Origin of the sequence: Sphingobium boeckii (assembly GCF_014199215.1) — a bacterium.
GTDB lineage: Bacteria > Pseudomonadota > Alphaproteobacteria > Sphingomonadales > Sphingomonadaceae > Sphingobium_A > Sphingobium_A boeckii.
Genome location: NZ_JACIJC010000001.1, coordinates 16,458 through 29,860, shown reverse-complemented (window position 1 = coordinate 29,860; position 13,403 = coordinate 16,458). Strand labels below are relative to the sequence as shown.

At 63.1% G+C, this 13,403-nt stretch carries 12 protein-coding genes; 3 read left to right on the top strand and 9 right to left on the bottom strand.

From position 1 onward, the window contains the following. Positions 1 to 145: 145 nt before the first annotated feature. Both FHS49_RS00130 and FHS49_RS00125 read left to right on the top strand, forming a co-directional pair. Positions 146 to 376 carry a hypothetical protein gene (locus tag FHS49_RS00130; protein ID WP_184014246.1) on the top strand — a complete coding sequence of 77 codons (231 nt, stop codon included), beginning with the start codon at positions 146 to 148 and terminating at the stop codon, positions 374 to 376. Between the two features lie 205 nt (positions 377 to 581). Continuing rightward, a complete protein-coding gene (locus FHS49_RS00125; protein WP_184014244.1) occupies positions 582 to 1,133 on the top strand; it encodes a hypothetical protein in 552 nt (183 codons plus the stop codon). A gap of 6 nt (positions 1,134 to 1,139) precedes the next feature. On the opposite strand, the gene FHS49_RS00120 is transcribed toward FHS49_RS00125, so the two are convergent. The 9 genes from FHS49_RS00120 to FHS49_RS00080 all read right to left on the bottom strand — a co-directional run bounded on the left by FHS49_RS00120 (position 1,140) and on the right by FHS49_RS00080 (position 12,518). Beyond that, entirely contained in the window at positions 1,140 to 1,730 is a 591-nt protein-coding gene (locus tag FHS49_RS00120; protein WP_184014242.1) for a DUF3800 domain-containing protein, read from the bottom strand. A 30-nt stretch (positions 1,731 to 1,760) separates the two neighbouring features. Then, positions 1,761 to 3,707, bottom strand: coding sequence for an ATP-dependent zinc metalloprotease FtsH (ftsH, locus tag FHS49_RS00115; protein ID WP_184015849.1), 1,947 nt, complete (start codon positions 3,705 to 3,707; stop codon positions 1,761 to 1,763). 89 nt (positions 3,708 to 3,796) lie between these two features. Further along, positions 3,797 to 4,744, bottom strand: coding sequence for a tRNA lysidine(34) synthetase TilS (gene tilS / locus FHS49_RS00110; RefSeq protein WP_184014240.1), 948 nt, complete (start codon positions 4,742 to 4,744; stop codon positions 3,797 to 3,799). A gap of 227 nt (positions 4,745 to 4,971) precedes the next feature. Next, a complete protein-coding gene (locus FHS49_RS00105) occupies positions 4,972 to 5,847 on the bottom strand; it encodes a tol-pal system YbgF family protein (RefSeq protein ID WP_184014231.1) in 876 nt (291 codons plus the stop codon). Positions 5,848 to 5,893: 46 nt separating this feature from the next. After that, the gene (locus FHS49_RS00100; protein ID WP_184014229.1) at positions 5,894 to 6,793 is read right to left on the bottom strand and encodes a helix-turn-helix domain-containing protein; all 900 of its coding nucleotides are present in this window, start codon (positions 6,791 to 6,793) and stop codon (positions 5,894 to 5,896) included. A 109-nt stretch (positions 6,794 to 6,902) separates the two neighbouring features. Then, on the bottom strand, positions 6,903 to 9,179 hold the full coding sequence (ptsP, locus tag FHS49_RS00095) for a phosphoenolpyruvate--protein phosphotransferase (RefSeq protein WP_184014227.1): 2,277 nt from the start codon (positions 9,177 to 9,179) through the stop codon (positions 6,903 to 6,905). A 112-nt stretch (positions 9,180 to 9,291) separates the two neighbouring features. Next, positions 9,292 to 10,095, bottom strand: a complete 804-nt coding sequence (locus FHS49_RS19500) for a PEPxxWA-CTERM sorting domain-containing protein (protein WP_246350158.1) — start codon at positions 10,093 to 10,095, stop codon at positions 9,292 to 9,294. Positions 10,096 to 10,236: 141 nt separating this feature from the next. Next, positions 10,237 to 11,226, bottom strand: coding sequence for an NAD(P)H-dependent flavin oxidoreductase (locus tag FHS49_RS00085; protein ID WP_184015847.1), 990 nt, complete (start codon positions 11,224 to 11,226; stop codon positions 10,237 to 10,239). A gap of 29 nt (positions 11,227 to 11,255) precedes the next feature. Next, positions 11,256 to 12,518 carry an aspartate kinase gene (locus tag FHS49_RS00080; RefSeq protein ID WP_184014225.1) on the bottom strand — a complete coding sequence of 421 codons (1,263 nt, stop codon included), beginning with the start codon at positions 12,516 to 12,518 and terminating at the stop codon, positions 11,256 to 11,258. A gap of 79 nt (positions 12,519 to 12,597) precedes the next feature. Between FHS49_RS00080 and ubiG the strand changes: the two genes are divergently transcribed. Beyond that, positions 12,598 to 13,323 (top strand): bifunctional 2-polyprenyl-6-hydroxyphenol methylase/3-demethylubiquinol 3-O-methyltransferase UbiG, encoded by a 726-nt coding sequence (gene ubiG / locus FHS49_RS00075; RefSeq protein WP_184014223.1) that lies wholly within the window; start codon positions 12,598 to 12,600, stop codon positions 13,321 to 13,323. The last annotated feature ends 80 nt before the right edge of the window (positions 13,324 to 13,403 follow it).

Genomic DNA, 13,403 nt, shown 5'->3' with positions numbered 1-13,403 from the left:
CGCCATTTAGCGGCCAAAGTCCCAAAGACGCCATAACCCTTATGCCGTTGGTCGAAATGCGGCCCTGCTTGGTCGAATGGAACCCGTATCCGGTGTCGTCCGTTGTTTCGGTTGCGGAATCGACTCCGCTCAAGGGAGAGATGCCATGACAAATTCAGCCGAAACCAAGGCTAGGCGCGGCGACGCAGGCCGCGATACCGATATCGCAGAGCGGCTTGATCAGGATCCGGCCGACGAGGACGCCAAGCTCGATCATGGGCTAGACGAATCGATGGACGCCTCCGATCCACCTTCGATCGCGCAGCCGGGCAACGGCACGGATCCTGCACCCTCCTCGGGTTATGATGCGGAGGAAGAGCGCCAGCGCTGCAAATAAACCCTGATTTACAGCCTCCCACTGTTGCCGCGCGGACACTGTTTGCGCGGCTTTTTGTGCAGCGCAATAATTTCGTCGCAAGCCGGTTGCGCTGCGACCCTAAAACTGATTCCATAGCTTAATCGGGGCCGAACGCGAGCTTAAGCCTTTGCTAACCACAATGGGCGCACGGTCTGCTTCGGGACAAAAGTCTGGAGACTGGGTTATGGGCATAAGTGCACGGCCAGCAGAAGGCGCATTGACGCTGGCGGAAATGAAGGAATTCGCGAGTTTTCCGGCGGGGACGCAGCGCTATATCCGCAGATCGCTCGATATCGGGCTGGATCGAATCGACGCGATGGACCTTTGGTCCCGCGACGTGGTGGAAGCCGCCAGCATCAACGCCCAGACCCGCGTCTACGAGCGGTTGCACGAAATCCGCGCGATGGTGCCCGACGACAGCGGTCTTGACGCCATGGAGCCATTCATGGCCCCGCTGGTCACGGTATCGGCTTTCGATCTCGGACAGGACCGGCTGGTCAGCTTCGGCGCCTATCGCTTTCTCTATGAACGGCTGATCGGCGCGGGGGCGCGGCCTTGGCTGCCGGGTGCTTTCTGCGCGGCGGCGGCGCTGCCGCATCTGCATCCCGAAAAGCGCCGCCTGTTGCTGCAATCGATCAGCGAGGCCGCGGCGACCGCGCATGGCTGGTCGAATCGCGAACCGATCTTCTATCCGCAATGGGTGGAAAAGGTGGACGCGGACGCGCTGCCCAACTGAGCGGGATCAGATCGGGCGGATCCGCAGAATGGAAGCGTCGATGAACGGCGCGGCGATGCGGCGGATACGCTCGGTTCGCGGCGAGGATATCGCCAGATTGAACATCGAGTTGGCGATCACGTCGGCGATCTGCACGCCGGCCGATCTCTTGCTGTCTTCGAGACGTGCCCGTCCGCAGGTGCCAAGCATGGCGGCGATATCCTGGCGTACCAAGCTGAGCCGGGCCGCATCATAGCGGCCATCGTCGATCACCACTTCGGCGCAACCGTTCACTTCGGGCAGCCACGCCTCCACCACATGCTCCAGCAAGGCGGCATAGGTTTTCAGATCGAGATCTTTTTCCGGGCGGACGCCGGGGGCCAACCGCTCCCGCCGCGCTTCGCCGATGATGGCGCGGCCGCCAAAGCGTTCGAGAAATTCAAAGAATAGCCCGCGCTCGACCAGCGAAATCCGGCTGCCCTTCATTTCGCCGCGCAGGCCGGCCACCGCCTTGAAGCGCATCAGCAGGGCGTCGGCCGCATCCGCCTCGATCTTCACCGCGGCGAAGATCATCGCGCCGGCTGAAAGGCCACCGCTCTCATCGCAATAAATCGGCATGAAGAGCGGTGGCTATTCGGGTTCAGGTGATCAGGCGCCCTGCGGCGCGGGATCCCCGGAAAAGCCGCCACGCTTGGTCTTGGGGATCGAGGATCCACCGGTGCCCAGCGGCACGGGCCGTGCGCCCTTGGGCTGATCGCGGCCAATATCATCGCCCGCGATAAGGCGCTTGATCTCGTCGCCGGTCAGCGTTTCATATTCTAGCAGCGCCTTGGCCAGGATATGAAGCTGATCGATATTCTCGGTCAGCACATCCTTCGCCCGTTCATGCGCGCCCAGCACGATGCGCTTCACTTCATCATCGATGAGCTGTGCGGTCTGGTTGGACATGCGGATCGGGCGCGCGGACGAATAGCCGAGGAAGGTCTCGCCATCCGGCTCCGAATATTCCAGCGGACCGAGCGCTTCGGACATGCCCCAGCGGGTCACCATGTCGCGCGCCAGACCGGAGGCGTAGCTGATGTCCGACGATGCGCCGGAAGACACCTTGTCATAGCCGAAGATGAGTTCCTCGGCGACGCGCCCGCCCATCGAAACGGAGAGGTTCGCGTACATCTTGTCACGGTGATAGCTGTAATTATCCCGCTCCGGCAGACGCATGACCATGCCCAGCGCCCGGCCACGCGGGATGATCGTGGCCTTGTGGATCGGATCGGAGGCCGCCTCGTGAACCGAGACGATAGCATGGCCGGCCTCGTGATAGGCGGTCATCTTCTTCTCGTCATCGGTCATGACCATGGAGCGGCGTTCGGCCCCCATCATCACCTTGTCCTTGGCTTCCTCGAATTCGGCATTGGCCACGAGCCGCTTGCCCTTGCGCGCCGCGGTCAGCGCCGCTTCATTCACCAGATTGGCGAGATCGGCACCGGAAAAGCCGGGTGTGCCGCGCGCGATGGTGCGCGGATCCACGTCAGGGGCCAGCGGCACCTTTTTCATATGGACTTCGAGAATTTTCACACGACCCTCGATATCGGGACGGGGCACAACGACCTGGCGATCGAAACGGCCAGGACGCAGCAGAGCCGGATCGAGAACATCGGGCCGGTTGGTGGCCGCGATGATGATGATGCCTTCATTGGCTTCAAAGCCGTCCATCTCCACCAGGAGCTGGTTCAACGTCTGTTCGCGCTCGTCATTGCCGTTGCCGAGGCCAGCGCCGCGATGGCGGCCCACGGCGTCGATTTCATCGATGAAGACGATGCAGGGTGCGGATTTCTTCGCCTGTTCGAACATGTCACGCACACGACTCGCGCCGACGCCGACGAACATTTCGACGAAGTCGGAGCCGGAAATGGTGAAGAAGGGCACGCCCGCTTCGCCGGCGATCGCACGAGCGAGCAAAGTCTTGCCGGTGCCAGGCGAACCGACCAGCAAAGCGCCCTTGGGAATCTTGCCACCCAGACGCGCGAATTTGGAAGGATCCTTCAGAAATTCGACGATTTCCTCAAGCTCTTCCCGCGCCTCATCGATGCCGGCCACATCGGCGAACGTGATCCGGCCTTCCTTTTGCGTCAGCATCTTGGCGCGTGATTTGCCAAAGCCCATCGCGCCGGATCCGGCATTTTTCTGCATCTGGCGCATCACGAAGAAGGCGACGCCAATGATCAGCAGGAACGGAAGCGACTGAACGAGAATATATTGCCAGATGCTCGGCTGTTCCTCGGGCTTCACCGTCAGGACGACGCCCTTTTCGAGCAAGCGCTGCGACAGCGAGGGATCATCGGGCAGATAGACGCGGAAGGTCTTGTCCCCGTCCACGGTGCCGGTGGCAACCTTGCCCGCGATATCCACCTTGCGCACGGCACCCTCGTCCACCTTCTGGATGAACTCGGAATATGCAATGCCTTCGCCCGCGGTGGCGCGCGTCGGGCCGTCGAACAAGGCGACGAACAACGCCAGCCCCACGAGGATGCCCACCCAGATGAGCAGGCTCTTCATCCATGGATTGCCTTCAGGCTGCTTGTCGTCGTCGTTCATCATCGGTTCCGCTATGCTGGATTCGTTTCAAGATAGGCCGGAAAAGCTTAAAGACAATGTGTGCTCGCCGCATTTGCGACGGAAACAGATTAATGCGCCGCGCGGCGCGGGGGTGCAGGGGCGATCCGCCAGCGTTTGCCGCCGCTCAGCACCAGCGCACCCAGGCTTGTCTTCCTCCCTGAACGCAGGGCCGCAAGCGCGCGATCCAGTTCGGGACCGGATGGCTCCGCAGATGGATCGAGCCGCGCGATGGCCCGCAACAGGAGCCGCCGCACCAGCTCTTCGGGAAGCGACGCCGGATCAAAGACAAGTCGCTGTTCTTCTTCGATAATATGCTCGCTTTCCAGCCGGTCCGCCGCCCATGAGAGCGCGGCTTCGGCATCGGCCAGATGCGCTGCGCTTCGCGCGAGCGCCGGGATATCGATCCACTCTGCAGTGCGCAGCGCCGTGCGCATCCGCACGCGATCGAACCGGCTGTCGGCATTGGAGGGATCGTTCACATGATGCAGCCCGCAGTTCGACACGATCGCGGCCAGGTCTTCGCGCCGCCACGCCAGCAGGGGGCGGATCACATGGCCGTTTTCCGCGCGGATGCCGGCGAGGCCGCCGACACCCGCGCCACGGTTGAGTCGCATCAACAGCGTTTCAGCCTGATCATCGGCATGATGCGCGGTCATGATGCACATCAGGCCGTGGGTCGTCCGCCATTCTTCGAGCAGCGCGTAGCGCGCCCTGCGGGCCGCCTGCTGGACCGATCCGGTAATGGGGCAAGTGGGTGAGAGCGTGCTATGCGCAATCCCCTGCGCGGCGCACAGGCCGGCCACGAACGCGGCTTCATGGGCCGCCTCCGGACGCAGCCCGTGATCAACGGTGGCGGCGTGCACCCGACCCGGCCACGCCCCGTGCGCCAGCATCAGCAGCGCAAGACTGTCAGGTCCGCCAGAAACCGCCACACCGATCCGCGCCGTCGCGGCGTCGATCCATGCCAAAGGTGAACGAAAGCGTTCGATCAGATCGGGGGAGATGGCGACAGGCATGGGCTGCCTTACCGCCAATCTCATTTCGCGGAAATGGCGCGATCAGAACCGGCGGATTTCGGCGAAAGTTCACAGTGGATTCGCATATCGTCCCGCCTTGCCAAAACGGTCTGGCTCATGCCGGACGCCATACCCGGTCTCGCCGCTCAACCATGTGGGAGAGCCCGCGTACAGCCAAGCATATGAATCCCTGTAGGGCAGACGGGTTCAACAGGCCGTGCAAACCATCATTTGCACTTGGCGTCGGCGCGGCCCTTGGCGACGCTGGCTTTCAGCGTGGGGGTCGCGGTTGCGCCATAAACGTCGTTGAAGGTGGCGAATGCCTTGCAGGCACCGGCCTGGCTGCCATAGCGGGTCAGCGCGATGCCGAGATAATAGACGCTATCGGGCGCACGCTCCCCTTGGGGGGAAAGGTCATAATTCGCGGCCAATTCCTTGGCGGCGGCGGCAGGCTTGCCGTCTTCGAGCAGCGCGCGGCCCAGCCAGAAGCGCGCGGAGCTGATCTTCTTATATTTGGGATATTTTTCGACCGTCTGGCGAAGCTGGGTCTGCGCCTCGGGATAGAATTTCGCGGCCCACAGACGATAGCCATAGGTGTAGCTGTCATCAGCCGGATCGGCGGTCTTGGGCTTCTGGATCGCCGCCAGTTCTGTCTTGCGCGTATCGGATGTCGCGCCCGGTGTGGGCGCGGCCCCGACGCCGGGTGCCTCCACCATCGCGGGTGGCTGAACCTGGGGAATCTCGATGGCTTTCAGGCGGGCATCCAGGCGGGTCTGGGCGTCTTCGATCTGGCGCAATTTGAACGCATTCTGTTCGCTCTGCCCGGTCAGTTCGCGCACCTGCGATTCCAGTGCGCTCACCCGCTCGGAAAGGTCGGCAACCGGATTGGAGGCTGGATCGCCGATCACCGGCGGCGGGATGACCGGTGCGCGAATGTCGGGTTCAGCAAATTGCGCGGTGCCGCCAGGAAACACCTTGCGCTGGACGGCCTTCATTTCCTTTTCCAGCTTGGTCACCCGGCCCGTGACGCTGCTGTCCTGCGCCGCCAGGGGCGCGGCACCGCCGCCGGCAAGCAGCAGGGATAAGATCAGGAATTTACGCATTATCTCTCCATTCCCGTCTGTTGCGGGACCGATTTCTTTTGAAAGTTCAGGGCTGCCCGGCCGGTGTGGCCGCGTTGCTTGCGGCGGGCGCTGCTGCGGCCGGTGTGACTGTGGCCGCTGTGGGCGGCGCGGACGGATCGGGCGCAGGGGCCGGGCGGGCGGCCAGCGCCGCGGCGCTTACGCCCACATCACGGATCGGTCGACCGGGTATGCCGAGCGCGGGCACAGGCTGTCCGCCCACCGTGACGGTCAGCGCCTCGGGGCGGCCCACGTTGATCTGCGGATTATTGGCGTCGGCGGGCACTTCGAAGCGGTCGCCCGGCTTCATCGTGCTTTCCAGCAGACGCTGGTTGGCGGCGTCATAAATGCGCACCCACACTTCGTCATTGGCGGTGAGCACCACCTGGCCACTGGGGGGGGCGGCAGGCGTCGCCGCGGGGGCGGCAAGATTGATCGTCGCTTCGCTCGCCGGTCCGCCTTGTTCTGTCACATCCGTGCCGGCGGCGATGGCGGCGGGATCGCGTCCGCCCAGCCCGTCGATCACCCCGGATCGCCAGAGGGCAAAGCCGCCGATGATCAGGATCGCGACCAGTGCTGCGGTCCAGGCCAGCGCCCGCGGTGGAACGCGCGCGGGATCGGCGGGTTCAAAATAGTCCGGCTGGCTATAGCCGGCGCCGATCGCCTGAAGCTCTGCGCGCACGTCGCGGCCGATCTCGACCTCATCCATCCCCAAAGTACGGGCATAGGCCTTGGTGAAGCCCGTCGCATAAGTGGCGGAGGGAAGGTCGGCGTAACGCCCGGTTTCGATCGCTTCCAGATGACGCAAGGGAATGCGTGTGCGCGACGATACATCGGCGAGATCGATCTTCGCCTTTTTGCGGGCCTCAGCCAGCCGTTCTCCCACGCTTTTGGGGAACATGCCTGCGCCTTCAATAGGGTCCGTCATCCGCTATGCTGGCTTTCTGATTTGGCGACACGTCGAGCGGCTTTGTCTCACCCGATGCACCGGCCTGTCAATGATCAGTCTCGCCGGGATGCGTTGGAAAAGACAGAGATTATGCGATTTCGACGCCATTTTGGACCGCCCAGTCGCGTAGCGCTGCGCGCATGTCCGCCGGGGGCCGATCCAGCAGCCCGTTTATGACGGGCGCGAGCGCCGCGCGGTCGAGCGAACGGAGCATCGCCTTGACCGGGCCGATCGCCACCGGCGTGATCGAAAGCCGGTTGATACCCAGCCCGATCAGCGCCATCGCCTCCAGCGGACGCCCGCCCATTTCACCGCAGACCGCAAGCTGAACCCCGGCATCGTGCACCGGCGCGACCAGGCGGCGCAGAAAGCGCAATATGGCGGGCGAAAGCCAGTCATAGCGTTCGGCCAGCTTGGGATGTGCGCGGTCGGCGGCGAACAGGAATTGCGTCAGATCATTGGTGCCGACCGAGAGAAAATCGAGATTGGGCAGCAGGATATCGAGGCATTCGGCCAGCGCGGGCACTTCGAGCATCGCGCCATAGCGGATCGCAGTCGGCGGCATCCGGTTGCGCGACGCCAGCCACGCCCGCTGTGCTTCGAACAGTGCCTTGGCCTGATCGAATTCCCACGGTTCGGAGACCATGGGAAACATCACGTTGAGCGTGCGTCCCGCGGCGGCTTCGATCAGTGCGCGCGCCTGCGCCTTCATCAGGCCTTCGCGCTCCAGCGCCACGCGGAGCGCGCGCCAGCCCATGGCCGGATTTTCCTCCTGCCCCTCTTCGTCCAGCCGCATATAGGGCAGCGCCTTGTCGCCACCGATATCGACGGTGCGGAACACCACGGGGCGATCGCCCGCGGCCTCCATCACTTCGCGGTACAGCCGCTGCTGCTTTTCGCGCTGCGGCAACGTGGCGGAGACGAGAAACTGAAATTCGGTGCGGAACAGGCCAATGCCGTCCGCGCCCGTCACGTCGAGCGCGCTGACGTCATCGCGCAGGCCGGCGTTCACCATCAGCGTGATCTTCGTGCCGTCCCTGGTGATCGACGGTTCGTTCTTCGAGGCCGCAAAAGCGGCGCGGCGCTTCTGGCTGATCGCCAATTTGCCCTCGAAGCTCTCCTCCATCGGATCGCTCGGGCGCACATAGACCGTGCTTTCATTGCCATCCAGCAGCAGCAGATCGCCCTCGCCGATCATCCGGCGGACATGCGCGACGCGGCCGAGCACCGGCACCCCCATGGCGCGCGCGACGATGGTGACGTGCGAGGTGAGCGATCCCTCCTCCAGGATCACGCCCTTCAGGCGGCGACGATCATATTCGAGCAGTTCGGCCGGGCCCAGATTGCGCGCGATCAGGATCGTATCCTGCCGCAGGCCCAATTGCGCCGCCGAGCCGAGCTGGCCCGAAACGATGCGGAGCAAGCGGTTGGAGAGATCCTCCAGATCGTGCATCCGGTCCGCCAGCAAGGGATCGTCGATCTGGCGCATCCGCATCCGGGTGCGCTGCTGCACGCGCTCGATCGCGGCTTCCGCGGTGAGGCCGCTGTCGATCGCTTCGTTGATCCGGCGGCTCCAGCCTTCATCGTAAGCGAACATCCGGTACATTTCGAGCACCTCCTGATGCTCGCCGCCGCCGCCGAACTCCGCCTGGCTCGCCATCCGTTCGATCTGTTCGCGCATCTTGTCGAACGCCGAATAGACGCGGTGGCGCTCGGCTTCGGTATCTTCTGCCACGGTGTGTTCGATCGTCACGCGGGGCTGGTGATAGACGGCGTGGCCGCGCGCCATGCCGTCCACCAGTTTTAGCCCGGTGAGGCGCATCGGCGCGGTATTGTTCACACGGCCGACCGCGGTGGCGGTCTCGTCGATCAGCCCGGCGTTGGAGATCAATTCGGACAGCACCATGGCCACGGTCTGCAGCGCTTCGATGACGACATCATCATATTTGCGCGGCTCGGCATGTTGGATCGAGAGCACACCCACGGCTTCCTCGCGCCGCACGATCGGGACACCGGCGAAGCTGTGGAACAGTTCCTCGCCCGTTTCGGGTTTATAGGCGAAATCGGGGTGGCTGGCGGCTTCGTCCAGATTGAGCGTCTCGACATGTTCGGCGATCGTGCCGACCAGGCCCTCGCCCAGCGCCAGCTTGGTCACATGGACGGCTTCCTGCTTCAGCCCGCGGGTCGCGAACAGTTCTAGCACGCCATCGCGGAGCAGATAGATGGAGCAGACTTCGGAATCGAGCGCCCCGCCAATGATGTTGACGACCTTGTTGAGTTTGGCCTGCGCATTGGTGCGCGATGCCATCACATCGTGAAGGCCGGTCAGGATTTCGCGGGCGGAAGCGGTGGTGGAGGAAACCATAGTGCAAGCGGCTAACAGAAAGCGGCAACGGATTCCACAATTCTGCCCCGAAAGGCGGGAATTGTTTCATCCATTGCCGCTCACGCCCCGCTCAGGGCAAAATAATCCGGGTTCAGGCGGTCTGCGCAGCCGCGTCGGCGTTGCGGCGACGACGCATCGAGCCGCCCACGAAACCGAAGCCGGTGATCATCATCGCCCAGGTGGCGGGCTCGGGAATGGGCGGCGTCACCTTGTTGAAGGTGATGCTGCCAAGCTTGAAGCCATCAATGCTGGTGATGTTTTTGAGCTTGCCATCAGAGCCATCAAAATCCGCGCCGATCAGCAACATGTCACCAATCTTGCCAGCGGTTGCAAGCGACTGATCGAGCGATAGCGGGCGACTGGAAGGCCCGCCTTCCGAATCCCACAGCGCTCCGCCGTTGATCAGCGTGGTAAGATCGCTCAAGCTTTGGTTGGTCAGGGTGGGCAATGTTCCATAGGCCAGTCCGCTGTTTCCAAAACCAACCGTGGCATCGCTATCGGCGGTCTTGTTGAGAACGCTGTAGGTGTTCAATTGCGCCGAGGTGACGTCTACAAGCGTGCTGAATTGGAAGATGAAGAAGTCTTTGCCGGCGTTGTTGTCGGCCGTGTGCGTGTTGAGGCTGCCGTCCTCACTGGTGGAGGTAACGCCCAGACCGGCGGTGGCTCCGGTCCACTGGCCGAGGGCTGACCGGCTGATTTTGCCATCGAGGCCAAGCGTCCAAGCTGTAATCTTCACGGTGACGCCATCTTGGGTAAACGTGCCTACGTTGCTGGAGACGCTTCCCTGGGCAGTTGAGTTTAGATTGATCGTCGTCGCCGCATTTGCGCCTGTCGCCAACCCGCATGTCAGAATGGCGGATGCCAGAAGCGCCTTGGCCTTGCGTGCTATCGTCATGATGTTTCCCCGAATTACTCTTCGCCTATTGCAGTGCAGCGAATCCTGACGGGCCTCAAGTGTGAAATTTGGGTTAAAAATGACCGTCCCGCGGAGGGACAAAATGTAAGAATGTATTAACGTGTGACCAAGGGCCGCGATTTAGCCTTCGAACCGCGCTTTCAACGCTTGCGCTGCCTCATCCATCAATGTTGCAATAATATCCGCCACGGGTTCTTCGGCCTTCACCATGCCCACGGATTGCCCGGCCATCACCGACCCATTCTCCACATCGCCGTCGATCACCGCGCGGCGCAAGGCGCCGGCCCAATAATGCTCGATCTGGAGCTGCGCCTCGCCCATTTCGATCGTGCCCGCGTCAAGCTGCGCCGCCACATCGCGCTGTTTTGCCGAAAAAGCCTCGGTTTCCTTGTTCTTCAGCGCGCGCACCGGGATGACGGGCAGGCGCGGATCGACCTGGATGCTGGTGATCGCATCGCGCGCCGAAGCGCGGATAAAGGCTTTCTTGAACAGGGGATGCGCGATGCACTCGGTGGCGCAGACGAAGCGCGTACCAAGCTGGACCCCGGCCGCCCCCATATCGAGATAGCCGGCGATCGCCTGGCCCTTGCCGATCCCGCCCGCGATGAACACGGGCACCTGATCGGCGATTTCGGGGAGGATTTCCTGCGCGAGAACGGAGGTGGAGACGGGGCCGATATGGCCGCCCGCTTCCATCCCCTCGATCACCAGCGCATCGACCCCCGACCGGATCAGTTTCTTCGCCAAAGAGAGAGCCGGCGCAAAGCAGATCACCTTCGCGCCACCCGCCTTGATCGCGTCGAGCGCACCCGTCGGCGGCAGGCCACCGGCGAGAACGACATGGGTCACCTGATGCCGGGTGCAGACCGCGATCAGATCGAACAACTGCGGGTGCATTGTGATCAGATTCACACCGAAGGGCTTCGCCGTCAGTGTCTTGGTCGCGGCGATCTCGGCGTCCAGCAATTCGGGCGACATCGCGCCGCACGCGATCACGCCGAAGCCGCCCGCATTGGAAATGGCCGAGACCAGATGGCGCTCGGAAATCCAGCTCATCGCGCCGCCCAATATGGCGACCTCGCTGCCCAGGAATGCAGCGCCCCGCGCCATCCGGCGGGCGAGGCGTTCTTGTCCGATGGTCACGCTTCCAGCGCTTCGGGGGCGTCCAGCCCGTAAGCCGTGTGGAGCACACGCACGGCGAGTTCGGCATAATCTTCCTCGATCAGCACGGAGACCTTGATCTCCGACGTGGCGATCGCCTGAATATTGATGCCGCGGCCGGCCAGCGCGGTAAACATGGTGGAGGCGACACCTGCATGGCTGCGCATCCCGACGCCGACCACCGAGACCTTGCAGATTTTCGTGTCATGGCGAAGATTGCCATAGCCGATGCTGCCCTGCGCCTTTTCAAGCACGTCGATCGCGCGCGCCAGTTCGGCACCGGGCACGGTAAACGTCACGTCGGTCGATCCGGTGTCATGTGCGATGTTCTGCACGATCACGTCCACATTGATATTGGCGTCGGCCAGCGGCGCAAAGATGGAGGCCACCGCGCCGGGGCGATCGGGCACTTCCGTCAGCGTGATCTTCGCCTCATTCTTGTCCAGCGCGATGCCGGTGATGCGTTGCCGTTCCATTTCGCTTTCCTCGATCTCATTGTCGCCCACGATCATCGTGCCGGGCGTTTCGTCATCCGTCGGCGCATCGAAGGAGGAGAGCACTTGAACGCGCACACCTTCCTTCATCGCCAGCCCCACCGAGCGCGTCTGAAGCACCTTGGCTCCAACGCTCGCCAGTTCGAGCATCTCTTCATAGGTCACCTTGGCGAGCTTGCGCGCGCGCGGGACGATGCGGGGGTCGGTGGTATAAACCCCGTCCACATCGGTATAGATGTCGCAGCGATCTGCCTTCACCGCCGCCGCAATCGCCACCGCAGACGTATCCGAACCACCGCGACCCAGAGTGGTCACCCGGCCGCTCTCCGCCATGCCCTGAAATCCGGGGATCACCGCCACTTCGCCCGCCGCCATCGCCGCGATCAGCGCTTCGGTGTCGATATCCTGGATGCGGGCGGAGGCATGAGCGTCATTGGTGCGGATCGGCAATTGCCAGCCCAGCCATGAACGCGCCTTCACGCCCAGCGATTGCAGCGCGATCGCCAGCAGCCCGGATGTCACCTGTTCGCCGGTCGCGACCACCACGTCATATTCGCGCGGATCGTAAAGCGAACTCGCTTCGCGGCAGAAGTTGACGAGCCGGTCGGTGTCGCCCGCCATGGCGGAGACGACCACGGCCACCTCGTTGCCGCGCTCGGTCTCGCGTTTGACGCGCTCTGCGACGTTGCGAATGCGCTCGATGCCGGCCATTGAAGTGCCGCCGAATTTCATCACGATACGGGCCATGGAAACGCCTTGGAAATTCCCTGAAAAGCCTGCTGCCAAAGGACTATGGCGGCGGGCGCGGCCCTGATAGAGAGGGGGTATGGCAAACGCAATAACCATCGACCCCAAAGAAGCAGCGCATTTCGGAAAAATGGCGGCGGAATGGTGGGATCCCAAGGGCAGTTCGGCGATGCTTCATCGCCTTAATCCGGTGCGGCTCGGCTATATCCGCGCCGCGATCGATGGGCATTGGCATACGGACATCGCCGCGCGCCGGCCTCTGGCGGGCAAGAGCGCGCTTGATCTAGGCTGCGGCGCGGGGCTGCTGTGCGAGCCGCTGGCGCGACTTGGCGCCACGGTGACGGGTGTGGATGCCGCGCCCGAAAATATCGCGGCCGCACGGATTCATGCGGCGGGCCAAGGGTTGGCGATCGACTATCGCGCGGGCGAAGTGGAGCAACTGGTGGGTCAGCGCTTCGATCTGGTCACCAGCATGGAGGTGATCGAGCATGTCGCCGATCCTGCGGCGTTCGTGCGCGCGCTGGCTTCGTCGCTCGCACCCGGCGGCTTGATGATCCTCTCCACGCCCAACCGCACGGCGGTCTCGCGGCTTGCGATGATCACGGTCGGCGAAGGGCTGGGGCGGATCCCCAGGGGCACGCATGACTGGGACAAATTCCTGACACCGGAGGAACTGACCGCTTTGCTGGAAGGCGCCGGAATGGTGGTGACTGATGTAACGGGGCTCAGCTTTTCAGTCGGTCACGGCTTTGCGCTGAGCGAGAATCGCGCGCTGAATTATCTGGTGACGGCGGTGGCGCAATAATTGCGAAATAACCGTCACCCTGAACTCGTTTCAGGGTCCATTTCAAAGTCGCGACCCATGTGCGGGCGGACGAATAGATG